24 protein-coding genes are annotated in these 25,450 nt (G+C 72.9%); 9 read left to right on the plus strand and 15 right to left on the minus strand.

Going from position 1 to position 25,450, the window contains the following annotated elements; all coding sequences use genetic code 11:
• Positions 1 to 114: 114 nt before the first annotated feature.
• Entirely contained in the window at positions 115 to 1,509 is a 1,395-nt protein-coding gene (locus AB0N81_RS19895) for a HAMP domain-containing sensor histidine kinase (RefSeq protein WP_365359959.1), read from the plus strand.
• On the opposite strand, the gene AB0N81_RS19900 is transcribed toward AB0N81_RS19895, so the two are convergent.
• Both AB0N81_RS19900 and AB0N81_RS19905 read right to left on the minus strand, forming a co-directional pair.
• Complete coding sequence (locus tag AB0N81_RS19900) at positions 1,391 to 2,254, minus strand: VTC domain-containing protein (RefSeq protein WP_365359961.1); 864 nt, start codon at positions 2,252 to 2,254, stop codon at positions 1,391 to 1,393. The two genes, AB0N81_RS19895 and AB0N81_RS19900, sit on opposite strands and share 119 nt — an antisense overlap.
• On the minus strand, positions 2,251 to 2,898 hold the full coding sequence (locus tag AB0N81_RS19905; protein ID WP_365359963.1) for a DUF4956 domain-containing protein: 648 nt from the start codon (positions 2,896 to 2,898) through the stop codon (positions 2,251 to 2,253). Before AB0N81_RS19905 ends, AB0N81_RS19900 begins: the two co-directional genes overlap by 4 nt.
• A 198-nt stretch (positions 2,899 to 3,096) precedes the next feature.
• Between AB0N81_RS19905 and AB0N81_RS19910 the strand changes: the two genes are divergently transcribed.
• Positions 3,097 to 3,693: a DJ-1/PfpI family protein gene (locus AB0N81_RS19910; RefSeq protein ID WP_365359965.1), complete on the plus strand. Its 597-nt coding sequence runs from the start codon at positions 3,097 to 3,099 to the stop codon at positions 3,691 to 3,693.
• Positions 3,694 to 3,707: 14 nt separating this feature from the next.
• Positions 3,708 to 4,190, plus strand: coding sequence for a MarR family transcriptional regulator (locus tag AB0N81_RS19915; protein ID WP_365359967.1), 483 nt, complete (start codon positions 3,708 to 3,710; stop codon positions 4,188 to 4,190).
• Here AB0N81_RS19915 and AB0N81_RS19920 read toward each other — a convergent pair.
• The gene (locus tag AB0N81_RS19920; protein ID WP_365359969.1) at positions 4,177 to 5,025 is read right to left on the minus strand and encodes an XRE family transcriptional regulator; all 849 of its coding nucleotides are present in this window, start codon (positions 5,023 to 5,025) and stop codon (positions 4,177 to 4,179) included. The genes AB0N81_RS19915 and AB0N81_RS19920 overlap by 14 nt on opposite strands.
• Positions 5,026 to 5,205: 180 nt before the next feature.
• Here AB0N81_RS19920 and AB0N81_RS19925 point away from each other — a divergent pair, with 180 nt between their 5' ends.
• The 4 genes from AB0N81_RS19925 (at position 5,206) to AB0N81_RS19940 (ending at position 9,384) form a co-directional block, all read left to right on the plus strand.
• A complete protein-coding gene (locus tag AB0N81_RS19925; protein ID WP_365359971.1) occupies positions 5,206 to 5,526 on the plus strand; it encodes a hypothetical protein in 321 nt (106 codons plus the stop codon).
• Positions 5,523 to 5,783, plus strand: a complete 261-nt coding sequence (locus tag AB0N81_RS19930; RefSeq protein ID WP_365359973.1) for a hypothetical protein — start codon at positions 5,523 to 5,525, stop codon at positions 5,781 to 5,783. Before AB0N81_RS19925 ends, AB0N81_RS19930 begins: the two co-directional genes overlap by 4 nt.
• Before the next feature lie 79 nt (positions 5,784 to 5,862).
• Positions 5,863 to 7,728, plus strand: coding sequence for a serine/threonine-protein kinase (locus AB0N81_RS19935; protein ID WP_365360083.1), 1,866 nt, complete (start codon positions 5,863 to 5,865; stop codon positions 7,726 to 7,728).
• A 99-nt stretch (positions 7,729 to 7,827) separates the two neighbouring features.
• Positions 7,828 to 9,384: a substrate-binding domain-containing protein gene (locus tag AB0N81_RS19940; RefSeq protein ID WP_365359975.1), complete on the plus strand. Its 1,557-nt coding sequence runs from the start codon at positions 7,828 to 7,830 to the stop codon at positions 9,382 to 9,384.
• Between the two features lie 98 nt (positions 9,385 to 9,482).
• Here AB0N81_RS19940 and AB0N81_RS19945 read toward each other — a convergent pair whose 3' ends face one another.
• Complete coding sequence (locus tag AB0N81_RS19945) at positions 9,483 to 10,766, minus strand: adenylosuccinate synthase (RefSeq protein ID WP_365359977.1); 1,284 nt, start codon at positions 10,764 to 10,766, stop codon at positions 9,483 to 9,485.
• Positions 10,767 to 10,942: 176 nt separating this feature from the next.
• Here AB0N81_RS19945 and AB0N81_RS19950 point away from each other — a divergent pair, with 176 nt between their 5' ends.
• Positions 10,943 to 11,836, plus strand: a complete 894-nt coding sequence (locus AB0N81_RS19950; RefSeq protein WP_365359979.1) for a diacylglycerol kinase family protein — start codon at positions 10,943 to 10,945, stop codon at positions 11,834 to 11,836.
• A 472-nt stretch (positions 11,837 to 12,308) separates the two neighbouring features.
• Here AB0N81_RS19950 and AB0N81_RS19955 read toward each other — a convergent pair whose 3' ends face one another.
• From AB0N81_RS19955 to AB0N81_RS20005, 11 genes are all read right to left on the minus strand, one after another.
• Positions 12,309 to 13,526, minus strand: a complete 1,218-nt coding sequence (locus AB0N81_RS19955; protein WP_365359981.1) for a cytochrome P450 — start codon at positions 13,524 to 13,526, stop codon at positions 12,309 to 12,311.
• 19 nt (positions 13,527 to 13,545) lie between these two features.
• Positions 13,546 to 14,214 (minus strand): response regulator transcription factor, encoded by a 669-nt coding sequence (locus AB0N81_RS19960; protein ID WP_365359983.1) that lies wholly within the window; start codon positions 14,212 to 14,214, stop codon positions 13,546 to 13,548.
• A complete protein-coding gene (locus tag AB0N81_RS19965; RefSeq protein WP_365359985.1) occupies positions 14,211 to 15,551 on the minus strand; it encodes a histidine kinase in 1,341 nt (446 codons plus the stop codon). The genes AB0N81_RS19960 and AB0N81_RS19965 overlap by 4 nt, the downstream gene beginning before the upstream one ends.
• 153 nt (positions 15,552 to 15,704) lie before the next feature.
• Complete coding sequence (locus AB0N81_RS19970; RefSeq protein WP_365359987.1) at positions 15,705 to 16,373, minus strand: response regulator transcription factor; 669 nt, start codon at positions 16,371 to 16,373, stop codon at positions 15,705 to 15,707.
• Positions 16,370 to 17,695: a sensor histidine kinase gene (locus AB0N81_RS19975; RefSeq protein WP_365359989.1), complete on the minus strand. Its 1,326-nt coding sequence runs from the start codon at positions 17,693 to 17,695 to the stop codon at positions 16,370 to 16,372. Before AB0N81_RS19975 ends, AB0N81_RS19970 begins: the two co-directional genes overlap by 4 nt.
• A gap of 10 nt (positions 17,696 to 17,705) precedes the next feature.
• A complete protein-coding gene (locus tag AB0N81_RS19980) occupies positions 17,706 to 18,869 on the minus strand; it encodes an acyltransferase (RefSeq protein ID WP_365360085.1) in 1,164 nt (387 codons plus the stop codon).
• Positions 18,870 to 18,936: 67 nt separating this feature from the next.
• Positions 18,937 to 19,890: an alpha/beta hydrolase gene (locus AB0N81_RS19985; protein WP_365359991.1), complete on the minus strand. Its 954-nt coding sequence runs from the start codon at positions 19,888 to 19,890 to the stop codon at positions 18,937 to 18,939.
• A 286-nt stretch (positions 19,891 to 20,176) separates the two neighbouring features.
• The gene (locus AB0N81_RS19990; RefSeq protein ID WP_365359993.1) at positions 20,177 to 21,055 is read right to left on the minus strand and encodes an alpha/beta hydrolase; all 879 of its coding nucleotides are present in this window, start codon (positions 21,053 to 21,055) and stop codon (positions 20,177 to 20,179) included.
• Positions 21,056 to 21,227: 172 nt separating this feature from the next.
• Entirely contained in the window at positions 21,228 to 22,427 is a 1,200-nt protein-coding gene (gene kynU, locus AB0N81_RS19995; protein WP_365359995.1) for a kynureninase, read from the minus strand.
• The gene (locus AB0N81_RS20000) at positions 22,420 to 23,292 is read right to left on the minus strand and encodes a tryptophan 2,3-dioxygenase family protein (protein WP_365359997.1); all 873 of its coding nucleotides are present in this window, start codon (positions 23,290 to 23,292) and stop codon (positions 22,420 to 22,422) included. Before AB0N81_RS20000 ends, kynU begins: the two co-directional genes overlap by 8 nt.
• 206 nt (positions 23,293 to 23,498) lie before the next feature.
• Positions 23,499 to 24,086 carry a CGNR zinc finger domain-containing protein gene (locus AB0N81_RS20005; RefSeq protein WP_365359999.1) on the minus strand — a complete coding sequence of 196 codons (588 nt, stop codon included), beginning with the start codon at positions 24,084 to 24,086 and terminating at the stop codon, positions 23,499 to 23,501.
• 94 nt (positions 24,087 to 24,180) lie between these two features.
• On the opposite strand from AB0N81_RS20005, the gene AB0N81_RS20010 reads away from it, so the two are divergent.
• Positions 24,181 to 25,305: an NADH:flavin oxidoreductase gene (locus AB0N81_RS20010; RefSeq protein ID WP_365360001.1), complete on the plus strand. Its 1,125-nt coding sequence runs from the start codon at positions 24,181 to 24,183 to the stop codon at positions 25,303 to 25,305.
• Positions 25,306 to 25,450 lie beyond the last annotated feature (145 nt).

The following is a 25,450-nucleotide window of genomic DNA, read 5'->3' on the forward strand; positions in this document are numbered from 1 at the left end:
CGTATCCGGGAACGTATCCGAGGACGTGACCGAGGACGTACCCGAGGGCGTGACCGCAGCCGACGAGCGTCCCGCCCAAGGCCATGCCCAAGATCCCGCCCAAGGCCCCGCCTGATGCGCCGCAGCCTGCTCCTCCTGACCGCGGCCACGACCGCCCTCGTCCTCACCGCTCTGCTCGTCCCCCTCACCCTCCTGACCCGCAGTCACGCCGCCGACCGCGCCACCGCCGAGGCCACCGCGCGCGCCCAGTGGGTGGCCCACGCCCTCGGCCCCGCCCTCGCCACCGCCGGTGAACGGGACACGGCGGAGCAGACCGTGGAGAGCGTCAACGGGAAGGGGCTGCCGATCACTTCGCTAATCCTGGCGGGCGGTGCAGTCGTCGGGCCGCACCCGCGCGGCGAGCCCGCCGTCACCGATCCGGTCCGCCTCGCACGTACCGGCCGCGCCTTCACCTACGAGACGGACTCCGGCAGCCGTCTCGTCCTGGTCCCCGTGCAGGGCGCCAAGGACGGCACGGCGGTGGTGCAGGTGACCCTCACGGAGAAGCAGCTGTACGCGGGCACCCTCGCGTCCTGGCTGGTGCTCGCGGGGATCGGCGTGGGCCTCGTCCTGCTGGGGCTGCTCCTCGCCGACCGTCTGGGCGCCCGGCTCGTGGGCGCGACGCGCCGCCTCGCCCGCACCGCGGACCGCCTGGCGGCAGGCGATCTGACGGCCCGCGCGACGCCGGAGGGGCCGCCCGAACTCCGCCTGATCGCGGGCGAGCTGAACCGCCTCGCGGCCCGTATCGACGAGCTGCTCACCGCCGAGCGGGAGAACGCCGCCGACCTCGCCCACCGGCTGCGTACCCCGGTCGCCGCCCTGCGCCTGGACGCGGAGACCCTCCGGGACACGGACGAGGCGCACCGCATCGCGGCGGACGTCACCGCGCTGGAACGCAGCGTCGACGACGTCATCCGCAAGGCGCGGAGGCCGCTGCGCGAGGCGCCGCGCGCGGATCTGGCGGCGGTGGCGCGCGAACGTGCCGCGTTCTGGCAGCCGTTGGCGGAAGATCAGGGACGTACGACGGAGACGGACACCCCTGCTGCGGGCGCGCCGGTTCCGGTCACCGTGCCCGCCGACGAACTGGCCGCGGCCCTGGACACCCTGATCGGCAACGTCCTGGACCACACGCCTCAGGGCACCGCCTACCGGGTGGCGGTCCGCGTCCTGCCCGGCGGCGAGGCCGAACTCACCGTCGCCGACGAGGGCCCCGGCTTCCCCGACGCGACGTCCCACGACCGCGGCGCGAGCGGCGCGGGCTCGACGGGCCTCGGCCTGGACATCGCACGCCGCACCGCGGAGGGCGCGAACGGCCGCTTCGAGGCGGCGAGCACGGCCGACGGCGTCCGCGTCACCCTGACGTTCCCGCCCGTGGGGACGCCGTCCCCCGGAACGCCGTCTGCGGGGACGCTGTCTGCGGGGACGGCGTCCGCGGGAACGCCGTCCGCACCGCACGGGCCCACTTGTTGATGCCCAGCTCGGGCCGGACCGCCGCATAACCGCCGCAGTACTTGGTGAAGTCCGCGGCACGCACCCCGAACCGGTGCAACACCCGGTCGGCGTCCGTCAGATGCCCCTTCGTCTTGGTCTCCACCAGGACGAGGCCGCTGTCGGCGGCGGCGCTGCGTCCCGTCGCCGTGTCCCGCACGACGAGTCCCGCGTCGCACGTGATGCGCTGCCCGTCGGCGACGAACGTCGCCCGCTGGTAGTCGGTGACGAGGGAGGGGGTGAGGCCGTCCGGCGCCTCGATTCCGTACGACCCCCGGAGCACACCGGCGAGGAACCCGAGCCGCACCCCGTCCAGGACGTGGTCGTCTCCTTCGAGGCGCTGCCGGTGCTTGACGGTCTCGCCGCGCCCGCTCTTCAGCTTGATCTCGAACTGCCGCTCCCCACTGTCCTGGTAGACCCGCTCCCGGATGCGGTAGCGGAGCCGCCGCCCCTGCCGGTGGTCGTGGAAGGTGAGCAGCTCGGGGGTGTCGTAGTACGTCGAGTGGTAGCGGAACCAGCGCTTCCCTCCGATGCTGAGCGCCCGGAAGGGGCCGGCGGCCCGCCGGGGGTCGGTCAGCAGCGCCGCGAGGTCCTCGAAGACCTCGACGGGCACGAGGTAACTGTTGTCGTAGCGGGCGAGCAGCTCCGCCCGCGCGTTCACCTCGTCGAGCGTGATGGGGTGCGCGGCGAGCGCGGCGCGGCCGATGGCGCGTACGGCGGGGTTCACACGGTCTCCTTCGGGTGGCTGGGGGCGATCGTGCGGGACCGGGTCGTGCGTCGTCGTACCTTCAACTCCCGGGGCGGCACCGAAGGTTCCGGCTGGCGGAAGCGGACTTCCAGCACCATGAGGTCGCGTACGTAGTCCACCTCCTGGACCGTCCATCCCAGCGGCCGTCCGAGGCGCCGCTCCAGCTCGGCCCGGAGCGAGTCCTCCTCGCGGTGGACGGAGTCCAGCGTGACGACCGCGCGCCGGTCGCGCGCGAAGAGCCGGGGATGGTCGGCGCCGTACATCACGGCGAGCAGGACGCCGGCGAGCAGCGCCGCCACCGGCAGACTGAGCGCGGGCAGACCGCAGAGCAGACCGAGCACCAGGGTGATGAAGTAGTACGCGACCTCCTGGTGTTGCAGGGCGTCGGAGCGCAGCCGGACGATCGAGAGCACCCCGAAGAGGCCGAAGCCGAGGGCGAGCCCGCCGTCGCCGCCGACGGTCCCGAGCCCCGCGACCACCGCGAACAGCGCGACGTTCAGGGCCAGATACGCGGGGACGAGCTCACGCCTGTGGTGCCGCGGATAGAAGACCCCGAAGGTCAGCAGGGCGACGGCGGCCAGGTCGAGGCCCAGGTGGGCGCTGAGGGTCAGTGTGCTGTCCATGCCGAGGACGCTAGGGATCGGCGGGTTAAGGCCGCCCCTCACGGACGTTAACGAAGCGCCCCACCGCGCCGGGGCAGTGGCCACGCCTCCTGAACCCTCCCGCCCCATTGACAGGATGCTGTCATCAGGACAGCATGCTTACACACGCACAGACCCAAAGAGACCCGACCCGCACGCACGCACACACCGGAGGCCCTCATGTCCCGCAAGCCCGTGCACCTGGCCCTCTACGACACGTTCGCCGACTGGGAGACCGGCCACGCCACGGCCTGGCTCGCCCGCGTCGGCTACGAGATCCGGACGGTCGCCCTCTCCACCGCCCCGGTCACCTCCATCGGCGGCCTGCGCGTCCAGCCCGGCCTGGCGCTCGACGGCCTGCGCCCCGAGGACAGCTCGCTGCTGATCCTGCCGGGCGCCGACCTGTGGGACACGAGCGACGACCTCGCGCCGTTCGCGCGCACGGCCCGCGCGTTCCTTGACGCGGGCGTACCGGTCGGCGCCATCTGCGGAGCCACGGCGGGTCTCGCCCGCGAGGGTCTCCTCGACGACCGCGCGCACACCAGCGCCGCGTCGATGTACCTGGCCGCCACGGGCTACCGGGGCGGCGAGCGGTACGCCGAGACGGACGCGGTCACCGACGGCGACCTGATCACGGCCGGCCCGACCGAGCCGGTCGCGTTCGCCCGCGAGATCTTCGGCCGGCTCGGCGACGTCTTCGAGGGCGAGAAGCTCGACGCGTGGTACCGCCTCTTCCACGACTCGGACCCGGCCGCGTACGAGACGCTCAACTCGTGAGCGGGGAACGGGCCATGACCGACCCGGCACAGCGGTCGCGGCAGGATCTGCTCAGCCGCACCGCCCTCACCGTCTTCCGGCTCAACGGCCAGTTCCTCGCCGTCTCCGAGGAGCTGGCCCGGCCCGCGGGCCTGACCGCCGCGCACTGGCAGGTCCTCGGGGCGGTCCTGCGCGAACCGCTGCCCGTCTCCGGGATCGCCCGCGCGATGGGCATCACGCGCCAGAGCGTGCAACGCGTGGCGGACCTCCTGGTACGCAAGGGCCTCGCCGAGTACACCCCGAACCCGGCCCACCGCCGCGCCAAACTGCTCCGGCCGACGGACGAGGGCCGGGCCGCCGTCGCGAAGATCGACCCGGGCCACGCGGAACTGGCGGGCCGCCTGGTGGACGCGCTGGGGGAGGAGGGGTTCACGGAGACGGCACGGGTGCTGCAACGGCTCGCCGCGGTCATGGACGACATCTCCGTCGCCGGCCCGGGGCCCGTTACGGAACCGTAGAAAGCGGTCCGGACATCCGGCCGGCGCCACTCCGGGGGCGGGTGTCACTCCGGGGGCAGGTGCTACTCCGGGCCGGGTGCCACTCCGGGGGCCGGTTGTACTGCGCAAGCACGGCTTTTGATGTCGCCGAGTCCATGAGCCGCAGCTCCCACGGCCCCGTGTTCACGTCGAACTCCTTGCCGAACCCCACCCACTTGCCGGCCATGCGCCGCCCTGTGGGCTCGGCGAGCATCTGGAGTGCCCCGAAGTAGCGGGCGCCCCGGTAGTAGCCGGCGGAGGCGGTCTGCTCCGTCCATGTGCCCGTCACCGTCGCCCCGTCGATCTGGAGGTCCAGCGTCATCGGGCTGTCCGGGTTCAGGGACGCGTTCGGCAGGCTCCGCCCCGTCAGACGGCTTCCGTGCTGCAGCAGCACGACGTAGTGCTTCCCGGTGAACACCGCGTCGTCGCGGCCACTCGACACGTATTCGTAGGTCGACAGCCACACCCCCGTGAAGTTGCCGCGGGGCGCGGCCTGCGGCGCCGTCTGACCGGCCGACACCGAGAACGCCGCGTCGTCCAGGTCGTGCCCGCCCCGCCCGTCCTCGGTGACGGCCACGGACGGCACGCCGAAGCCGAGAGCTTCGATGGGCATTCCGGTGACGCGCTCCAGGGCGCGCGCGTACAGCTGGCGGGGAGCGGTGGTGTCGCCGGACTCCCAGCGCTGCACAAGCCGCTTGGACGCCTCGTTGGGCTGGCCGAGTTGCTGCCCGGCGTCACGGACGGCGCGAGCGAACTCGTCCTGGGACATGAGCAGGCCCTTACGGACCGCTTGCAGGGTTCCATTCGGTGTCGCCATGTCACGACAGTACTCGCGAGCACTGCGCAATGACACCGAAATGACGCCCCCTGTGTCGCCGGTATGACGCCGCAACCGCCGCCGCGGGACGTACCGGAACGAGGCCAACGTGATCCGTGACGAAAGCCCTGGCAGCAGCGCGTGGATCTCCAGGGCATGGCCGACCGACAAGGAGCCGACATGGCCGAGATCACGGGCTGGGCCTTGAGCGTGGACAGCAGCGATCCTCCGAGGCTGGTGAGCGCCGCCTTCGACTGGCCGGCCCGCGCCCAGGACGAACCGCGCCAGGCTCGGCAGGAGTGGGCGGAGCAGGGCACCGCCCTGTTGCCTCTTGGTACGAGGTTCAACGCGGTATGCCTGCCCGCCCGGCTCGTGTACACGGCGATCGGGGCCGACGACCCGGACATGCGACCCCGCATCGTCGGCGACCTGTGCCCCGTCCCATCCGTCGCCGCGCTCGTTCATATCGCTCGCGATGTGCTCCGGTCGGGGGCGGAATGACCTGGCCCGCCCTGGAGGCGTTCACGCCGGAGAAGTCCGCGCAGCAGCTGCAGGGCGCTCTCCGCGGCCACCTGCGCGTCTGCCCCGACTGCCGGGCCGAGGACTGCGACGAGGGCGCCCGGATGCGTCGTGCGTTCCGGGCGGTGCGGTCCGTGCTGAAGCCGGCCGAGCCTCCCGGCGGCATCACCGACGTCAGCCCGGCACCCGATCTGGAACCCATCACGGAACCCGTTACGGAACCCGTTACGGAACCGTAGAGGCAAGCCCGGCCCACCCCGTCCCGCAGTCGCACTATCCTCACTCTGTTGCACACCAATGGGGGAGGTCGGTGCGGCGATGGAGAAGCTCGTGCCCGGGGATCCGCAGCGGATCGGCGCGTACCGCCTGCTGGCGCGGCTCGGTGCCGGCGGCATGGGGCAGGTGTACCTCGCGCGGTCCGGCCGGGGCCGTACGGTCGCCGTCAAGCTGGTCCGCCAGGAGCTCGCGGAACAGGACGAGTTCAGGGACCGGTTCCGGCAGGAGGTGCAGGCCGCGCGGCAGGTCGGCGGCGCGTGGACGGCGCCCGTCCTGGACGCGGACACCGAGGCGGACATCCCGTGGGTCGCCACGGGGTACGTCGCGGGGCCCTCGCTGCAGAGCGTCGTCTCGCACGACCACGGCCCGCTGCCCGAGCGGTCCGTGACCATCCTCGCTGCCGGGCTCGCGGGCGCGCTGAAGGACATCCACGCGGCGGGCATCGTCCACCGCGACCTCAAGCCGTCGAACGTCCTCGTCACCATCGACGGCCCGCGCGTCATCGACTTCGGCATCGCCCGCGCCATGGAGACCGTCACCGACGGCGGCCTCACCCGCACCGGCGCGCTGGTCGGCTCGCCCGGCTTCATGGCACCCGAGCAGGTGCGCGGGGACCGCATCACCCCGGCGTGCGACGTGTTCTGCCTCGGCTCCGTGCTCGCGTACGCGGCGTCGGGGGCGCTGCCCTTCGGGACGGCCAACAGCGGGGTGCACGCGCTGATGTTCCGCATCGCGCAGGAGGAACCGGACCTGGAGGGGCTCCCCGAGAGCCTCGTCGAGCTGATCGCCGCGTGTCTGCGGAAGGACCCGGCGGCCCGGCCCTCCCTCGACGAGGTCCTGGAGCGGACAGGCGCGGCCGACGCCCTCGGAGACGGCCACACCCTCGACCCGTGGCTGCCGGGCGCCCTCGTCGCCCAACTGGGGCGGCATGCCGTCCAGTTGCTGGACGCGGAGGACCCTGAGGGCCCCGTGAGTCCCGAGAGTGCGGAGAGTGTGGAGAGGGTGGGTGGCTCAGGGGGAGCGGGGAGCTCCGCGAGCTCGGGGAGCTCTGGCGGGGAAAGTAGCCCGGAGCAGGCCACTCCCCCGCCACCCGGGCAGCCCGGCGCCGCCCCCCTCGGGCACCTGCCCACCATGGTGTCCGGGCAGGCCCCGCCGCCCACGCCGCCACCCGGCGCCCCCGTGTACGGCTATCCGCAGCAGCCGCAGCAGCCGCCACAGCCTCAGCTCGCCCCCACCCCCGCCCCCGGCCCGTACGGCTACCCCCAGCAGCCGGCGCCCCCGGGGTACGGGCCCACGCCCCCGTACGGGCCCGTTCCGCCGCCCGGGCCGCCGCGCCGCAGCGGGCGGTCCACCGTGGCGCTGGTCGTCGTGGCCTTGATAGTGGCCATCGGAGCGGGCGGCACGGTCTACGCCGTCATGAACGGCGACAGCACCGAGGGCAAGCGGGGCGACGGCGCCAAGAACCGTGTCAGCGGGGCCCCGACGACCCCGGGGCCCACCTCGCCGACGCCCGAACCGACCACGCCGGGTCCCACCACCGAGGAACCGGGCAAGGGCACGGTCCCTGACAAGTACCTGGGCACCTGGTCCGGCAGCCTCGACACCGACACCGGCCACAGCACCCGCGAACTCACCCTCCAGCAGGGCGAGGTCGGCGACACGGTGCTCTCCGTGACGGCGGACGGCCCGACCGACGGCGGCGGCACGTACCACTGCGTCTTCCAGGGCAAGCTCGTGTCCGCGTCCGGCGACCGGCTGCGCATCGGCCCCACCGAGGTCACCGTCGGCGAGCCCATGTCGTCCTGCACGCCGGGCGAACCGAGCGTCATCACCATCCTCGGCAACGGCAAGCTGCGGCGCGCGAACACGGACGGCAGCGGCGAGTTGACGTACGACAAGGGGAATTGAGCGTAGCGGAGGAGGCGTGACCGAACCGGGGGCGAACAGCAGCCGTCGGGACGGGAAAGCCGCCGCCGGGCGGGGACTTGGCGCCTACCGTCACCGCCCATGGACTGGTTGAGCGCCGAGAACACCATCGCCGTGCTCACGGCCGCCCTCGGCCTGGCCGCCACCGTCGGCGCGCTCTGGTACGAGCGGCGGGTGCCGCGCCGCAAACGCATCGGCTATCGCGTCCAGTTGGACACGGCGATAGGGGACAACGTCCGCACGGGGGGCGCCAACACGCGGCTCGGGCTCTTCGACGAGACACCCGAGATGTCCGACGCCACGCTTGTCCTGCTGCGCGTCGAGAACGACGGTTCGCAGGCCGTCACCGACGCCGACTACAGCGGGCGCGCCCTGCACGGGCTCACCGCCGTCTTCACGGGCCGCACCGTCCGCGGCCTCGCCGTCACCGCGCCGTCCGGCGACGACCACCTGATGGAACACTTCACGCCGGTCGCGGGCCTGCGGTACGAAGGCAGCACCCTGCACATCCCGCGCGTCCCGCTCAACAGGGGGCAGCACTACAAACTCCTGGTGCTGCTCACCGGCGGTCCCGTCGGCGGCGACATCACCGTGACCGGGGGCATCCAGGCCGGCGAGGTGCAGCCCAACCGTTCCACCACCCTCGACGGCAAGCCGCCGCTGCTGTCCCGGCCCGCGCAGCTCCTGACCGTCCTGCTCACCCTGTCCGTGGTCACGCTCGCCTCGATCATCGTGCTGCGCGACGCCGACCCGCCGCCCATCGAGTGTGCGACGGGCGAGTTGACGGTGCTCGGTTCGACGGCGTTCGCGCCGGTCGCCGAGGAGCTCGCCGACAAGTACGAGGAGGACTGTCCGGGCTCCGACATCACGGTCGGCGCGCACGGCAGCGCGGCCGGAGTGCGGGAACTCGACGACGCGGGGCGGGAGTTCGGGCGGGCGAAGGGGAAGGGGGCGAAGGGGGCGCCGCCGCTGCTCGCCTTCTCCGACGGGCCCAAGTCCGACGGCTTCCCCCGCCTGGCCGAGACACGCGTCGCGGTCTCCGTCTTCGCGCTCGTCCTCAACGACCGCGTGCCGCTGCGCAATCTGACCCTGCCGCAGGTGCGCCGCCTGTACCGCGGCGACGTACGCAACTGGAAGGAGCTCGGCGGACCCGACCTGCCGGTGGTCCTGGTCAGCCGCGGCTCCAGCTCCGGCACCCGCGACACGCTGCAACGCCGCGTCCTGGGCGGCGCCTTCGAGATCAAGGCGTCGTCCAACGACTGCCTGAGCAAGGACGACCGGACCGTCCCCGTCATCCGCTGCGAACTCGACTCCACCGACCAGGTCCTCGACGCCGTCGGCCGCATCCCCGGAGCCATCGGCTACAGCGAACTCCGCGCCGCCTCCGGCCTGAAGGGCCTGCACCGGCTCGACCTGGAGGGCCACGCCCCCTCGACCGACCAGCTCCTCAAGACCGGCTACCCCTACCGCGAGATCGAGTACGCCTACACGTACGGCCTGCCGCCCGCCGACTCCCTGGCCGCCGGCTTCCTCGCCTACGCGCGCGGCACCGGCCTCGACGTCATCCGCACCCACGGCCACCTGCCGTGCGCGACCCCGGAGGGCCTGCGCGTCTGCGGCGACGACGCGTCCGGCTGAGCGGGGGGGGGGGACGGTGTCGCCAAACTTGTGGCGGACATGCGAAAGGGGTGGGTCACGCTTCAGCGCGACCCACCCCCTCGTGACCGGTGAGCCGATCAGACGAACGAGTTGATCTCGATCGTCTCCGTACGGCCCGGACCCACACCGATCGCGGAGATCGGAGCGCCGGACATCTCCTCCAGCGCCTTCACGTAACCCTGCGCGTTCTTCGGCAGGTCGGCGAAAGTCTTGGCCTTGGTGATGTCCTCGGACCAGCCCGGCAGCATTTCGTAGATCGGCTTCGCGTGGTGGAAGTCGGTCTGCGAGTAGGGGAGTTCCTCCACACGCTTGCCGTCGATCTCGTACGCCACGCAGACCGGGATCTGCTCCCAGCCGGTGAGGACGTCGAGCTTCGTGAGGAAGAAGTCCGTCAGGCCGTTCACGCGGGTCGCGTAACGGGCGATCGGGGCGTCGAACCAGCCACAGCGCCGGTCACGGCCCGTGGTGACACCGCGCTCGCCGCCGATGGTGCGCAGCGCCTCGCCGTCGGCGTCGAACAGCTCCGTCGGGAACGGGCCCGCGCCGACGCGGGTCGTGTACGCCTTCAGAATGCCGATGACCCGGCTGATCTTCGTCGGGCCCACGCCGGTGCCGGTGCAGGCGCCGCCGGCGGTCGGGTTGGACGAGGTGACGAAGGGGTACGTGCCGTGGTCCACGTCCAGGAGCGTGCCCTGGCCGCCCTCGAACAGGACGACCTTGTCGTCGTCGAGCGCGTTGTTCAGGATCAGCGTGGTGTCCGCGACGTACTGCTTGATGTTCTCGCCGTGCTCCAGGAGCGTCTCGACGATCTGCTCCGCCTCGATCGCGCGGCGGTTGAACACCTTCGTCAGGAGCTGGTTCTTCTGCTCCAGGGCCGCTTCGACCTTCTGCTGCAGAATCGACTCGTCATAGAGGTCCTGCACGCGGATGCCGGTGCGGTTGATCTTGTCGGCGTAGGTCGGGCCGATACCGCGGCCGGTCGTGCCGATCTTGCGCTTGCCGAGGAAGCGCTCGCCCACCTTGTCGACCGTCACGTTGTACGGCGTGATGATGTGCGCGTTACCGCTGATCAGGAGCTTCGACGTGTCGACGCCGCGCTCGTTCAGACCGCTCAGCTCGGAGAGCAGGACCGACGGGTCGACGACGACTCCATTGCCGATGACAGGCACACAGTCCGGGGAAAGAATCCCGGAAGGGAGGAGATGCAGCGCGTACTTCTGGTCGCCTACGACGACCGTGTGGCCGGCGTTGTTGCCGCCCTGGTAGCGCACCACATAGTCCACGGAGCCACCGAGCAGGTCAGTGGCCTTTCCCTTGCCTTCGTCACCCCACTGAGCACCGAGCAGCACAAGTGCGGGCACAGGCGTACACCCCTTCCGGGCGGGGCATGTCCAAGGTCAGGGGCCGTAGCCGCCGTATGGGTGTGCCTTGGATGCTGCCCCGGAATAGACGAAGCCCCTGGCGCAATAGCGCAAGGGGCTCTTGCACAAAGATGCTACCCGAGGTCTCAAAGAACGGCTAAAAGAAAGGGAGCACGTTGTCGGCTCGCGACCAGCTCCTCGTCGTCATCGACCCGGTCGCCCGGCGCACGGACGGTGAGTCGGTGCGGATCGCGAAGGACGTGCTCAGTGCGGGTGCGGCGGTCCGTGTCTGCCTGCCCGAGGGGCCCGAGGACTTCACGAAAGCGCTGGCCAGGAGGGGTGCGCGGCGTCTCGTGGTGATCGGGGACGACCGGGCGCTGCTGCGGGCCGTGGGGGTGCTCCACCGGGAGCGGGAGCTTGCCGGGTGCGTGCTTTCCGTGGTGCCGGTGGGGGCCGCGCAGACGCTCGCGCGGGGGCTGGGAGTGCCTGCGGGGGCGGTCGCCGCGGCGCGGGCCGTGCTGGAGGGGGCCGAGCGGCGGCTCGATCTGCTGGTGGACGACAGTGACGGGGTCGTTCTGGGCGATCTTCGGATTCCGCCTGTGGGGGGTGGGGGGTCCTTCGGGGCGGTGGGGTCTTCTGTCGGAGGGCCCGAGCGGGTGGCCGCGGGGGCCTCTGGGGAGGGGCATGCGTGGTTGCGGAGCTGTCAGTCGTTCGTACGGACCCTTGCCGCGCTGCCCGCGCTGCCCGTGCGGCCCGCGCGGACGTTCGCGACGGCGGGGGGTTCCTCGCCCGTCCGGCTGCGGGTCGAGGCGGACGGGGTCACGCTGGTCGATCTGGATCAGCCGGTGCGGGGGGTGCGGGTCACCGCCGGGTGCGAGGGGTTCGCTCAGGTGGAGGTGCGGCCGTTGTCGGTGGGGGCCGAGGTGGCGCCGGTGCGGGTGCGGGCGCGGGCGGTGACCGTGTCGGGGGCGGACTTTCGGTATCGGGCCGATGCGGTGGTGGCGGGGCCTGTGCGGACTCGGACGTGGACGGTTCGGGGGGCTGCTTGGGGGCTGGTGCTGCCTCGGTGAGCTGGGGGCGTGTCTCGGGCGCCTGCGCCTTGGGTGGGTCTCGCCTGCTGTGCGTCTGTGGGGCGGGGCCGCGGGGGTATGTACGTACTCGCTATCCCTGCGTCACGCCTCAAGTCCAAAGACGCCACAGTGTGCTCGGTGCTCCGTGCGCACATACCCCCACGTCCCCTCCGGCCGGTTTCGCGGCTGCGGCCCGTCGCCACTTCTGCCCTTGGCTGGGGCTGGGGCTTGTCCCCGCCCCTGGGCTCCTACCTGGCAGCTGCGGCGCGGGGCAAACGGGCGGGCGGGTGGGGAACATCCGCCGCGAAGCGGCGGGCTTGTGGTTCCTACCCCGGGGGAACGTCGCGGGGGACACCCCACCCACCCGCCCCTACCCCCGCGGGACGTCGCGGGGTGCACGGGTGGGTGGGTGGGATACATCCGCCGCGGAGCGGCGGGCTTGGGGTTCCTACCCTGGCGGGGGCGGGACTCGTCACGTTTTGACCAGGAGTTGGCTGAAGCCTCTGATCACGTAGTTGGGGGTGCGGGGTGGGGCTGCCGCGAGGGTGAGGGTGGGGGTTCTGTGGAGGAGGGCCTGGAGGGAGGCCGTCAGCTCCATGCGGGCCAGGGGGGCTCCTATGCAGTAGTGGATGCCCGCGCTGAAGGAGATGTGGGGGTTCTCGGTGCGGGTCAGGTCCAGGGTGGCGGGGGTGTCGAACGCCGCCGGGTCGTGGTTGGCGGAGCCGAAGAGGAGCGCCAGTTCCGAGCCTCGCGGGATCGTCACTCCGCCGATCTCGATGTCGTCCAGGACCCAGCGTTCGAAGAGCTGCAGCGGGGTGTCGTAGCGCAGCAGTTCCTCGATGGCGGTGGGGGTGATCGCGTCCGGGTCCGCGCGGAGCGTCGCCAGTTGCGCGGGGTTGCGGAACAGCGCGTGCCAGCCGTTGAGCGTCGCGTTCACCGTCGCCTCGTGCCCCGCGTTCAGCAGGAGCGCGCAGGTCGCGGTCATCTCCTGTTCGGTGAGGGACTCGCCTTCGTCGTGGGCCGCGATCAGGGCCGAGATCAGGTCGTCGCACGGGTTCCGGCGGCGGATGGTGATCAGTTCGCGCAGGTACGCCGTGAATTCGGCGGACGCGCGGACCGCCCGGGCTGCCGTCTCCTCGGACGGGTTCAGTTCGTACATGCCGCAGATCGCCGCCGACCAGGGGCGCAGGAGCGGGCGGTCGCTCTCCGGGATGCCCAGCATCTGGGCGATGACCGCCACCGGCAGGGGCTCGGCCACGCGGGCCGCCAGGTCTCCGCCGCCGTCCGCCGCCAGGTCGCTCGCCAGCTCGTCCGCCAAACGGTGCACGTAGGGGCGGAGCCGGCTGACGGTGCGGGGCGTGAACGCCTTGGAGACCAGGCGGCGGATGCGGGTGTGGGTGGGGGCTTCCAGGTCGAGCATGCCGTTGTCGTTGAGGGTGTGGAACGGCTCGTGCTCGGGAGGCGGGGCCTCGCGGCCGAACTCCTCGTGGGTGAAGCGGTGCAGGTAGGTGCGGCCCAGGCGGCGGTCGCGCAGGAGGGCCGCGACGTCGGCGTGGTGCGGGATCAGCCACTGGTCGGTGGGCTCGTAGTAGTGGGCGCGGCCCGCGGCGCGGAGCCGCGCGTACGCCGGGTAGGGGTCGGCCAGGAACTCCGGTGACGAGGGGGTAAAGACCTCGGAGGCTGCGTCCATGGGCGGACGCTAGTCCCGTTCAGCCCGGTGTGACCAGCCTCGCCTCGTACGCGAACACCGCCGCCTGGGTGCGGTCCCGCAGGCCCAGCTTCACCAGGACCCGGCTGACGTGCGTCTTGATGGTGGACTCGGCGACCACGAGGCGTGAGGCGATCTCCGCGTTCGACAGGCCCTGCGCGATGAGGACGAGGACCTCCGTCTCGCGTTCGGTGAGCTCGCCGTACTGCTGTGCCTGGACGGCCGCGGAGAGGCGTGGTGCCTCGGCCAGTTTGGAGAACTCCGTGATCAGCCGGCGGGTGACGGTGGGTGCGAGCAGCGCCTCTCCGGACGCCACCACCCGTACGCCGTCCGCGAGTTGGCGTGCGGAGGCGTCCTTGAGGAGGAAGCCCGAGGCGCCGGCGCGCAGCGCCTGGTACACGTACTCGTCGAGGTCGAAGGTGGTCAGGACGAGGACCTTGGAATCACCCTCGGACGCGATGATCTCGCGGGTCGCCTCGATGCCGTTCAGCTCCGGCATGCGGATGTCCATCAGGACCACGTCGGGCGCGAGTCCGGCGACCTTGGCGACCGCCTCCCGGCCGTTGACGGCCTCTCCGATCACCTCGATGTCGGGCATGGCGTTCAGGAGGACGGAGAAGCCCTCCCGCACCATCATCTGGTCGTCGGCGATCAGCACCTTGATCGTCATGCGTCTTCTCCCGCCGGGTCCATCCGGTCCGCGCGCGCCACCGGCAGGAAGACCGTGACCTCGTAGCCGTTGTCGGCGGTCGGCTCCGCCGTCATCTCGCCGTCCAGCATCGTGACACGCTCGCGCATCCCGGTGACGCCGTGCCCGGCGCCCGGGGAGGGCTTGACCAGGCCGGTCGCCGGGCCGTTCACGATGCGCAGGCCCAGGCCGCCGAGGACGTAGCCGACCTCGACGCGGGCGGCGGCGCCCGGCGCGTGGCGCAGGCTGTTGCTGAGCGCCTCCTGCACGATGCGGTACGCCGAAAGCTCCACGCCCTGCGGGAGTTCCCTGACCGCTCCGGTGACCACCTTCTCGACGGTCAGGCCCGCGTCGCGGACGTTGTCCAGGAGCCGGTCGAGGTCGGCGAGCGTGGGCTGCGGGGCGTCCGGCGCCTCGTAGTCCTCCGCCCGTACGACGCCGAGGACGCGGCGCAGCTCGGTGAGCGCGGACACCGCGTTCTCGCGGATCGTCACGAACGCCTGCTCCAGCTCGGGCGGCGGGTTCTCCACGCGGTAGGGCGCGGCCTCGGCCTGGATGGCGACCACCGACATGTGGTGCGCGACCACGTCGTGCAGCTCGCGGGCGATGGTGGTGCGCTCCTCCAGGAGGGTGCGCTTGTCGCGCTCGATGGCGGTGACGGTGCGCTGCACGGTGACCTCGCGCTGCGCCTCGCGGCGGACGTGCACCACGGTGGTGATCAGGAGCGCGAGCGCGGAGAAGAACAGCATCGGCGGCGCGTCGGAGGAGCCGCCAACGCCGAGGAAGCCCTCCGCGACCAGTCCGTACGCCGCCGTGCCGAGCCACATCCACGTGGCGGTGCGCGGGCCGGTCCTGGCCGCGACCACGACCATCACCACGATGTGGGCGAAGAAGGCGGGCGGTGTCCACGGCCACCCGTCCCAGGTGTCGCCGAACACCGCCGTGAACGGTGTCGAGACGATCGAGACCCAGTAGGCACCGACCGGCCTGACCAGCGTCATCAGCACGGCGGCCGCCGGGATGAAGCCGGCGAGGAGGTACGCGACCTCGTTGCCCCCCAGGCCCACCTGGTAGGCGATGAACACGGTGCAGAGCGCGGCGGCGATCACCAGGGCGTGCGGGGCCCAGACGGCATACCCGCGTATCCGCTTGGGGAGGAGCCGGGCCGTCCGCCCGCCCGCGGTCCTGGGAGGCAGCAGCCGGTAGGCGAAGGGGTCGCGGAACAGCGCCTCGCGCAGGCCCCCGAGGGCCTCCCGCACCAGGTGGTACTCGGGGCTCTTCTGGCCTCTGGCCTTGAGCTGCTCAGTCGTATCGGTCACGTCTATGAAGGTACGGGGGCGGGGATGGGGCGGGCGTCCCCTGGGAGATGGGTTCCGGGGGGTCCGTCGCAGGTACTACTTGCCCGTGAGCCTGCTCAAGAGCCTCTGAGCCTCTGAGGCCCTGAGGCCCTGAGGCCCTGAGGCCCTGAGGCTCTACGGCGCACCGGAAGGGCGGACCACCCCCGACTCGTAGGCGAAGACCGCCGCCTGGGTGCGGTCGCGCAGGCCCAGTTTCACCAGGATGCGGCCGACGTGCGTCTTCACGGTCTGTTCGGCCACCACGAGCCGCACCGCTATCTCCGCGTTCGACAGGCCCTGCGCGATCAGTGCGAGGACCTCCGTCTCGCGTTCGGTGAGCTCGCCGACGCGGGACCGCAGCGGGCCGCGCGGGCCGCCGTCCATGCGGGAGAACTCGGCGATGAGGCGCCGGGTGATCCCGGGCGCGAGCAGCGCGTCGCCGGCGGCCACCACCCGGACCGCCTCGGCCAGCTGGGCCGCCGAGGCGTCCTTGAGCAGGAAGCCGGAGGCGCCCGCGCGCAGCGCCTCGTACACGTACTCGTCGAGGTCGAAGGTCGTCAGGACGAGGACGCGCACCCCGGGCAGGGTGGACGTGATGCGGCGCGTCGCCTCGATGCCGCTCAGCTCGGGCATCCGGATGTCCATCAGGACGACGTCCGGCACGAGGTCGGCGACCTTGGCGACCGCGTCCGCGCCGTCGACGGCCTGGCCGGTCACCTCGATGTCCGGCTCCGCGTTCAGCAGGACGGAGAAGCCCTGTCTGACCATGATCTGGTCGTCGGCGATCAGGACCTTGATCGTCATGGTGTGGTCTCTCCGTGGGTCGGCCGGGCAGGGGAGGTGGGCAGGAAGGCGGAGACCTCGTAACCGCCGTCCGGGGTGGGGCCGGTGACGAGGTCGCCTCCCAGCATGGCCGCCCGTTCCCGCATGCCGAGCAGGCCGTGGCCCGCGCCGGGCGAGGGCGGTGCGGCGGTGCGCGCGCCGGAGTCGGTGACCCGGACGGCCAGTCCGGCCCGCGTGTACGTGAGGCCGATCCGCACCGTCGAGCCCGGCGCGTGCCGGATCGCGTTGCTCAGCGCCTCCTGCACGATGCGGTACGCCGAGAGGTCCACGCCGGGCGGCAGCGGGCGCGGCTCGCCCGCGTTCTCGCGGCGCACGGTCAGTCCGGCCGCGCGCGCGTTGTCGAGGAGGCCGTCCAGGCGCTCCAGGGTGGGCAGCGGGGCCTGCGGCGCCGCCTCCGGGTCCCCTGGGTGCTCCGAGCGCAGGACGCCGAGGACGCGGCGCAGTTCGGTGAGGGCTTCGAGGGCGTTCTCGCGGATGCCCGCGAGGTTCTCGCGGAGCTCCTCGGGCGGGTCCTTCACCAGGTGCGGGGCGACCTGCGCCTGGATGGAGATCACCGACATGTGGTGGGCGACGACGTCGTGCAGCTCGCGGGCGATGCGGCTGCGCTCCTCCAGGAGGGTGCGGCGGGCCCGCTCCTCCGCGGTGAGCGTCTCCTGCTCGACCAGCTGGGTGCGGGCCTCACGGCGGCCGCGCAGCAGCGTGCCGATGAGAGTGACGGCGCCGAACACGACCGCCGAGAGCGGCACCGTCGTGTCGTACGCGCCCGGACTCGTCGTCTGTTGCAGCAGCCAGGGCACGCCGACGCTCAGGGCGCACGCCGTCCAAGCGGCGCGGGCCGGCAGCCGCAGCGCGAGCAGCAGCGTCACGGTGGCGTGCGCGATGAGGGCCGGCGGGCTCCAGGGCCAGGGTTCGGGTTCCTGCTCGGACGGCATCGTCGTCAGGGCGGCGGCGGAGACGTTCACCCCGAAAGACAGCCACCACGCGGGGGCCGGGCGCGCCGTCGCGAGCAGGAGGGCCCCGGCCTGGGCCAGTGACAGGAACGTGCCGACCGTATAGCCGAAGCGGTAGCGCGCCGACATCTGGTCGAGGTTGCCGAGCGTCGTGCCGACGGCGATCCACACGATCACGACGTGGGGCAGCCAGCGGATCAGGCGCGGCCTCCCGAGCGGTGGCAGGGGCATCGGCGCGGCCGTCCACAGCTCCCTGCGCACGCCCCGCACTCCGGACGCGACGGCTCCGTCGAACCGCTCGCTGTCGCCGCGCACGCGGCCGTCACCCTCCACAAGATCAACTCTAGGCACGCCGCACCGCCTCCGCTCCCCCGTTCCCGGCCCCGCGGCGCACCCGCACCGCACGCGCCCCCCGGCCCCCCTGCTCGTACACGCGGAACGCCGCCCAGCAGACCACGAGCCCCAGCGCGAACACCGGCAGCCAGGCGAGGCGGGCGAGCACCCAGCCCGGCCCGTCCGGCACCGTGTGCAGGCCCGGCAGCGGCTCCCCGCCGAGCAGACCGAGCGCGGTGACCGCCATCAGTGCCGTCTGGTGCCAGAGGAATATCGTCATCGCCGAGAGGTTCACGAGGGCCACCGCCGCCCAGACCGCGGGCCGGCGCGTCCACCGCGTCAGGGGCTCCCGCAGCAGCAGGGCCAGGCCGCACTGGGCGAGGCCGAAGGTGACGGCCGCCAGCGTGGGCGGGTTCAGGTTCGACACCGGCTCGCCCGGGACACCGACCATCGAGGCGGGGTAGCCGCCCCACAGGACGAGGCCCGCGGTGGCCGCCGCGCCGACCGCCAGCAGCACCCGGCCCGCGTGCCGCGTCAGCTCGCCCCGCGTCCAGGCGGCGCCCAGCGTGTACGGCACGAGCCAGCCCGCCGCCATGTTGACCCACCCGAGCCAGGCGGGGCCGCCGAAACCGAACCGCAGGAGGTCCACGTGGAGAACGACGGCCAGCGGCCACAGCGGGTTGAGCCGCCGCACCAGCGGCGTCGCGGCGGTGAGCACGGCGAAGGCCAGCAGGAACCACAGGGGCGACAGCGCCAGCTTCACCAGGGTGTGCACCGTGTCCGGGCCCGCGCCCGACAGGACCAGGCCCGCGCCGACGGCGGTCCACAGCGCGAGCACGGCGGCGACCGGCCGGAAGAGACGGCCGAGGCGGGCCGCGAGCCACGGGAGGTACCCGGTGCCGCGCGCCCGCGCCGACGCATAACTCTTCGTCGCCACGTGCCCGCCCACCAGGAAGAACACCGCGAGCGTCTGGAAGACCCAGGACACCGGGGCGAGCCAGGACATGTGCCCCAGCGGGCTGGCGGCGCGGAGCGTGCCGCCGTCCGACACCAGGGCGGTGACCAGCCAGTGGCCGCCCACCACGCCGAGGATGGCGAAGGCCCGCAGGGCGTCGACGGCACGGTCCCGGCCGGGCGGTGTGGCGGCATCGACCCGCCTGGCGAGAACGGACAGGTTGCGGACGGACAGGTTGCGAACGGGCGGGCCGAGAACAGGCAGGCCGCGAACGGAAAGCCGACGCTCACGCATGGGTGACCTCCGGGTCGTCGCCGCGCACGATCCGTGCGAGGTTGCCGAGCGGGACCGAGCCCGGCTTCAGGTAGTCGCTGTGGCCGCCGTCGCCCGCCGCGAAGACGCGGGCGCCGAAGCCGGCGGAGACCGGGTCGGTGCCGAAGCCGACGGTCGTGCCGAAGACGTCCGCGCTGGTGTGCGGCACGTCGGCGATCCAGTCGTCGGCGCCCCGGCCCGCCCAGACGCGGGCCCGCGTGTTCAGATCGGCGACCGCGTCGACGCCCGTGCCGGGGCTGCCGTAGAGCGCGATGTCGGCGACGTCCAGACCGCGCGGCCCCGAGGCGGCGCTGCCGCACACCACCGAGCCGTACGAGTGGCAGAGCAGGGACACGCGCGCGTGGCCGTTGATGCCGTGCAGGGTGCCGACGAAGGAGCGCAGCGCGGGCGCCGCCTCGTCCGCGCGGCCCGTGGTCAGGACGGCGGGGCTGACCGTGCCCGGCGTCTCGTACCCGAGCCAGGCCACGACGGCGGTGCGCGGGCCGAGCTCCGCGTGCAGGGCGAGGGCGCCGGACCGCAGCCTGCCGTACGAGTCGAGGGACGTGTCCGAGCCGGGCACCAGGACGGCGACGCGGTCGGCGCCCGCGAGGTCGCCGACGACCTCCGCGGTGCGGCCCGCGCCCCGCCCGTCGAAGGCGAGGAACTGCCGGCCGGGGGAGGCCATGGCGCGCAGCCCGGCGGCCCGTTCCGTCGCGCCGTACCCCTCGGCCTGGGCCGCCGCCTCGGTGGCGTTCGCCCTGTTCGCCGCGTACGCCTCGGGGAGGGTCGTCGCCGTGACGCGGCCGAGGGAGGCGGGGGCGGGGGCCGGGATCTCCGGGCGTGCGGCGCCCGACACCGGGATCACCACGGCCGCGGCGACGCCGACAGCCAGCAGAGTGCGGCGCAGCCGCCCGGCCCGGAGCTTCATCGTGGTCGTCCCTTCCGCTTCTTCGCGGGCCGGTGCTCCGACTCGCGCTCACGGAAAGGAAGTTATGGATCAGGCGATGTCGCTCACATCCCGCTGGGGTATACAGCCGCGAGGTAGCTCTCAGGTACTACGGGTACTCCCCGGGATCTCCCGCAAGGGGCCGCCGTGTCACCCACGGTCGTACTCCCCCACGCCTCCGCGTCAGGCCACGACAGGCCACGACAGGCCACGACAGGCACGACAGGCACGACAGGCCACGACAGGCCACGACAGCCACCGTCGCAGGTCAGAACGCCAGTTGGGCGATCTCCTCGGCGACCACCGCGCACGCGTCCGCCGCCGGGTCGATGAGCGGGAAGTGACCCACGTCCTCCAGCAGCGTAAGACCCACCACCTCGCCCGCCTTGGCGGCCGCGTCGGCGTACGCCTCCGCGACTTCCTGCGGCACGACGATGTCGGTGCGCCCCTGCACCACGGTCGTGGCGATGCCCGTGGGGAGCAGCGCGGCCGGATCGGCGTACGGCAGCCGCTCGTCGAACTTCTCGCCGCCACCGAGGAGTTGGGCCACGGCCCCGTCGCAGACCGCCAGTTCCTCGGCGGTGCGGAAGTCCGCGATCGGCGCGAGGGCGACGACGCCGCGCAGCGGGGCCGGGCGTTCGGTGCGCCAGGGCGCGCCGGCGGGCAGCACGTGCCGTGCGGCCGCCCACAGCGCGAGGTGCCCGCCCGCCGAGTGCCCGGTCACGACGGTACGGCGCGCGTCGGCCGACGGCAGCGCCTCCCGTACGAGGGAGGGCAGCGCGTCGAAGGCGGCGGCCACGTCGTCGAAGGTCTCCGGCCAGCGCCCCGCCACCGGGCCCTTGCCACCCTGTGCGGGGATCGGACTGCCCCTGCGGTACTCGACGTTGGCCACCGCGAAGCCCCGGCGCGCGAGGAAGTCCGCGAACGGCGTGACGTGCCGCCGGTCGTAGGGCGCGCGCCACGCGCCGCCGTGCAGGAGGACGACGAGGGGCGCGGGGCGGCCCACGTCGCCCTTCGGCGCGTAGAGGTCGATGACCTGGTCGGGGTGGTCGCCGTACGCGACGGTGGCGTCGGGCTCCACGGCGGGATGCGAGAAGGCGGCTTCGGCCTCGGCGGCATCGCGGGCCACGGCGGCGGCGTCCGGCATGCGGCAACCTCTCAACGGCGGGGCGGCTGGCGGGCCTGCCCCCGCTCCTCCGGGGCGCGGAAGCCCGGACTCCGGAAAAGCGGACCCCGGAAAAGCAGAACCCGGAGAAGCGGAACCCGGAAAAGCGGAACCCGGAGAAGCGGGGGCAAGATGCAAGATCCGCCGGACGTTATCAGCCCAGTGTCTCCGCGAGGACACGAGCCGCCCGCTCGGCGTCCCCGAAGGACACGTACAGCGGGGTGAACCCGAACCGCAGCACGTCCGGGGCGCGGAAGTCACCGACGACACCCTGCTCGACGAGGCGCCGCATCACGTCACCCGCGCCCTCGCAGCGCAGCGCGACCTGGCTGCCCCGCTCGGCGTGCGCGGCCGGGGTGAGGGACTCGACCCGGCCCATCGGGACGTACGCCCCCACGCAGCGCAGGAAGAAGTCCGTCAGGGCGAGGGACTTGGCGCGCACGTCGTCGACGGAGACGCCGTCCCAGACGTCGAGGGCCGCCTCCAGGGCGAGCATCGACAGGATGTCCGGCGTGCCGACGCGCCCGCGCAGCGCCCCGTCCGCCGCCTCGAACCCGGGCCGCATCCCGAAGGGTTCGGCGTGCGAGTTCCAGCCGGGCAGCGGCGAGTCGAAGCGGGGCTGCAAGTCTTCGCGTACGTAGATGTAGGCGGGCGAACCCGGGCCGCCGTTCAGGTACTTGTAGGTGCAGCCCACCGCGAGGTCCACGCCGTGCGCGTCCAGGCCGACGGGCAGCGCGCCCGCCGTGTGGCACAGGTCCCAGACGACCAGGGCGCCCGCCGCGTGGACCGCCGCCGTCAGACCCGGCAGGTCGTGCAGGCGTCCGGTGCGGTAGTCGGCGTGGTTGAGCAGGACGGCGGCGGTGCGCTCGCCGAGGACGCCGGGGACGTCGCCGGGGGCGGCCGGCAGGAGCCGGCAGCCGGTGAGGCGGGCCGCCGACTCGGCGATGTACCCGTCCGTGGGGAACGTCGTGGCGTCGACGACGATCTCGTCGCGCCCCTCCCCCGCCATGCGGACCGCGGCCACCAGCGCCTTGAAGACATTGACGCTGGTCGAGTCGCCGACGACGATCTGGCCGGGTGCCGCGCCGACCAGCGGGGCGATGCGGTCGCCGATGCGCTCGGGGGCGGTCCACCAGCCGCTCTCCTCCCAGGAGCGGATGCGGAGCTGACCCCACTCGTGGGTCATGACCTCGGCGAGCCGTCCCGGCACGTTCGCGGGCAGGGCGCCCAGCGAATTGCCGTCCAGGTACACCGTCTCGTCGAGGACGAACTCCTTGCGCTTGGCGGCGAGTTCGTCACGGGAGTCCAGGGCTTCCGCCTCACTCCGCAGGCCATCGGTCCGCAGGTCAGACATAGCTCCTCGCAGTCCACAGTTCGGGAAACACGTTCTTCGTGGCGCGCTTCTCCAGCCAGGCCACGCCCGCCGAGCCGCCCGTGCCCGTCTTGGCGCCCATGGCGCGGCGGGTGGCGACCAGGTGGTCGTTGCGCCAGCGCCAGACCAGCTCGGCGACGTCCGTCAGCGTCTCGCCGAGGCGGGCCAGGTCGCCGCTCTCGTCGCCCGAGTAGAGCTCGGTCCAGACGGCCTCGACCTCCGGGGAGGGCTCGTACCGCTTGGAGAGGTCACGCTCCAGGACGGCCGCCGGGATCGCGTACCCGCGCCGCGCGAGGAGCCCGAGCACCTCGTCGTAGAGGCTCGGCTCGTGCAGCGCCTTCTCCAGCTCCGCGTGGACGCGGGGCGCGCCCCGGTGCGGGACGAGCATGGACGCGGACTTGTCGCCGAGCAGGAACTCCATGCGGCGGTACATCGCGGACTGGAAGCCGGAGCCCTCGCCGAGCGCGCTGCGGTAGGAGTTGAACTGGGCCGGAGTGAGCTGGGCGAGCGGGTGCCAGGAGGCGTTCAGGGCCTCCAGCTCGCGCAGGCTGCGCTTGAGCGCGTTCTGCGCGGTGGGGATGTCGTCGCGCCGCAGGGCGTGCGCCGCGGTCTCCCACTCGTGGACGATCACCGTGAACCACAGCTCCATGACCTGGGTGGTGACCAGGAAGACCATCTCGCCGGGGTCGTCCGAGCGCAGGTGCTGCAAGTGGGTGAGGACGTCGGCCTGGACGTAGTCCTCGTACGGGGTGGTGCCTGCGAAGTCGAGGTTCGGGCTCTCCGCCTCGTGGACCTCGGTGGACGCCGCGCGCTCCTCGGGGGATGCCTCATGCGTCTCTGGGGACATCGCTGTCTCCTCGATACGTACTCCGGGTAGCGGTCCGCCCCTGCCGTTACCGGCACGGGGGCCCCGGTCCCCACAGGAATCTTCCGCAACTTTCCCGGAATCGGCAAGGCACCCGCCCCACCCCCACAGCACCAAATATCGTACGCAGCTGTCGCCCCCGGCAGCCCTCGCGGGGCCACGGCCCGTTTCCGGCCTCGGCCCTGACCTCAGCCCTGCGCGCGGCGCCGCTCGCGACAGGCCCGCAGATGGGCGGCGTTCCCGCAGCCGCGCACCGAGTGCCAGACGCCGCTGTTGTTGCGGGAGCGGTCGTAGAAGGCGGCGGCGCAGAGTTCGTTGCGGCAGATCTTCAGCCGGCGCCAGAGGTCCGAGGCCTGGGCGAGGAGCGCCTCGGCGAGGACGGCCGAGGCCAGCCAGCGGGCGCCCGCGCCCTCCGGCTCCACGGTCAGGGCGCCGTTGCCCGAGAGTGCGACCACGACCGGCGCGGAGGTGAAGCGCACCGCGTCCCCGTCCTCCCCGGCCGCGGCGAGCGCCCGCCGCAGCTGGTCCCGCAGACAGCGCAGATTCGGCAGGTCGTCCGCCGCCAGAGCCAGCCGCACGTCGCCCCTGCCGGTCGCCCCCGCCCAGCCGCGTACGGCCAGGTCGGCCCACTCCTGGGCGCGGTCGAGCGCCCCGTCGGCGAGCAGGTCGACGGAGTCGGGGTGGCAGGCGGGCGCGGTGTTCAGGAGCTCCTGAACGAGGGCGAGGCCGCCGGGCGCGGGGGTCAGACAGTGGCGCTCGGTCGCGGGCCAGTTCATGCCATTCACGGTACCCGCCCTTTGGATGACATGAGCAAACGGCCTACAGTGCTGTCATAGGGCATTTTCTGAGCACCACTTCCAGGGAGAGCACATGGACGCCACGGAAACCACCTCCTCACGGGCCGCGCGGCTCCTCGGCCGCCCCTTCGACATCAACGGCCTCAGCCTGCGCAACCGCATCGCCATGGCCCCCATGACCCGCGAGTTCTCCCCGGACGGCGTGCCGGGCGCCGACGTGGCGGAGTACTACGCGCGCCGCGCCGCGGGCGGCGTCGGCCTGATCGTCACCGAGGGCACGTACGTCGACCACCCGTCGGCCGGCAGCAGCCACCGCATCCCGCACTTCCACGGCGAGGCCGCCCTCGCGGGCTGGCAGCGCGTCGCCGAGGCCGTGCACGCGGCGGGCGGCAGGATCGTCCCGCAGCTGTGGCACGTCGGCGCGACCCGCGACGAGGGCCAGGGCCCCATCCCCTCCGCGCCTCCGGCGGGCCCCTCCGGCCTCGCCCTCGACGGCACCGCCAAGGGCCACGCGATGACCGGCGCCGACATCGACGCGGTCATCGGGGCCTTCGCCGACAGCGCGGCCGCTGCCGAGCGGATCGGCTTCGACGGCGTCGAACTGCACGGCGCCCACGGCTACCTGATCGACCAGTTCCTCTGGGGCACCACCAACCGCCGCACCGACGGCTACGGCGGCGACCTCGCCTCCCGCACCCGGTTCGCGCGCGAGGTCGTCGAGGCGGTGCGCGCGGCGGTCTCGCCGACGTTCCCCGTGATCTTCCGCTTCTCGCAGTGGAAGGCGGACGCGTACGACGCGAAGCTCGCCGCTGACCCGGCCGAACTGGACGCCCTGCTCGCCCCCTTGGCGGCCGCGGGCGTCGACGCCTTCCACGCCTCCACGCGCCGCTACTGGCTCCCCGAGTTCGACGGCGACGACCTGAACCTCGCGGGCTGGGTCAAGAAGCTCACCGGCAAGGCCACGCTGTCCGTGGGCTCGGTCGGCCTCGACAAGGAGTTCCTCGCCGCGGGCTGGCAGAACGAGACCGCCAACACCGGCATAGACCTGCTCCTCGACCGCATGGAGCGGGACGAGTTCGACGTGATCGCGGTGGGCCGTGCGCTGATCGCCGACGCGGAGTGGGCGGACAAGGCGATGACGGGGCGCCTCGCGGAGGCGGCGCCCTTCGACGCGAAGCTGCTGCGCACGCTGGGCTGAGTCCGTCTGCGGGTTCGTCGTGGCTGGTCGCGCAGTTCCCCGCGCCCCTGAAAACACCCCCGGCGCCGCAGTGTCAGCCCGTCCGGCGCTTGAGGACGAGGCCGTCCAGGCCGACAAGGGGGGTCCGGGGGCAGCGCCCCCGAAG

The organism is Streptomyces sp. NPDC093510 (assembly GCF_040683555.1).
Lineage (GTDB): Bacteria > Actinomycetota > Actinomycetes > Streptomycetales > Streptomycetaceae > Streptomyces.

Excerpts from the sequence above, each read along its gene's own strand:
- AB0N81_RS19895 (WP_365359959.1), top strand. The coding sequence starts at position 115 with ATGCGCCGCAGCCTGCTCCTCCTGACCGCGGCCACGACCGCCCTCGTC.
- AB0N81_RS19905 (WP_365359963.1), bottom strand. The coding sequence starts at position 2,898 with ATGGACAGCACACTGACCCTCAGCGCCCACCTGGGCCTCGACCTGGCC.
- AB0N81_RS19910 (WP_365359965.1), top strand. The coding sequence starts at position 3,097 with ATGTCCCGCAAGCCCGTGCACCTGGCCCTCTACGACACGTTCGCCGAC.
- AB0N81_RS19915 (WP_365359967.1), top strand. The coding sequence starts at position 3,708 with ATGACCGACCCGGCACAGCGGTCGCGGCAGGATCTGCTCAGCCGCACC.
- AB0N81_RS19920 (WP_365359969.1), bottom strand. The coding sequence starts at position 5,025 with ATGGCGACACCGAATGGAACCCTGCAAGCGGTCCGTAAGGGCCTGCTC.
- AB0N81_RS19925 (WP_365359971.1), top strand. The coding sequence starts at position 5,206 with ATGGCCGAGATCACGGGCTGGGCCTTGAGCGTGGACAGCAGCGATCCT.
- AB0N81_RS19930 (WP_365359973.1), top strand. The coding sequence starts at position 5,523 with ATGACCTGGCCCGCCCTGGAGGCGTTCACGCCGGAGAAGTCCGCGCAG.
- AB0N81_RS19935 (WP_365360083.1), top strand. The coding sequence starts at position 5,863 with ATGGAGAAGCTCGTGCCCGGGGATCCGCAGCGGATCGGCGCGTACCGC.
- AB0N81_RS19940 (WP_365359975.1), top strand. The coding sequence starts at position 7,828 with ATGGACTGGTTGAGCGCCGAGAACACCATCGCCGTGCTCACGGCCGCC.
- AB0N81_RS19955 (WP_365359981.1), bottom strand. The coding sequence starts at position 13,526 with ATGGACGCAGCCTCCGAGGTCTTTACCCCCTCGTCACCGGAGTTCCTG.
- AB0N81_RS19960 (WP_365359983.1), bottom strand. The coding sequence starts at position 14,214 with ATGACGATCAAGGTGCTGATCGCCGACGACCAGATGATGGTGCGGGAG.
- AB0N81_RS19970 (WP_365359987.1), bottom strand. The coding sequence starts at position 16,373 with ATGACGATCAAGGTCCTGATCGCCGACGACCAGATCATGGTCAGACAG.
- AB0N81_RS19985 (WP_365359991.1), bottom strand. The coding sequence starts at position 19,890 with ATGAAGCTCCGGGCCGGGCGGCTGCGCCGCACTCTGCTGGCTGTCGGC.
- AB0N81_RS19990 (WP_365359993.1), bottom strand. The coding sequence starts at position 21,055 with ATGCCGGACGCCGCCGCCGTGGCCCGCGATGCCGCCGAGGCCGAAGCC.
- kynU (WP_365359995.1), bottom strand. The coding sequence starts at position 22,427 with ATGTCTGACCTGCGGACCGATGGCCTGCGGAGTGAGGCGGAAGCCCTG.
- AB0N81_RS20000 (WP_365359997.1), bottom strand. The coding sequence starts at position 23,292 with ATGTCCCCAGAGACGCATGAGGCATCCCCCGAGGAGCGCGCGGCGTCC.
- AB0N81_RS20005 (WP_365359999.1), bottom strand. The coding sequence starts at position 24,086 with ATGAACTGGCCCGCGACCGAGCGCCACTGTCTGACCCCCGCGCCCGGC.
- AB0N81_RS20010 (WP_365360001.1), top strand. The coding sequence starts at position 24,181 with ATGGACGCCACGGAAACCACCTCCTCACGGGCCGCGCGGCTCCTCGGC.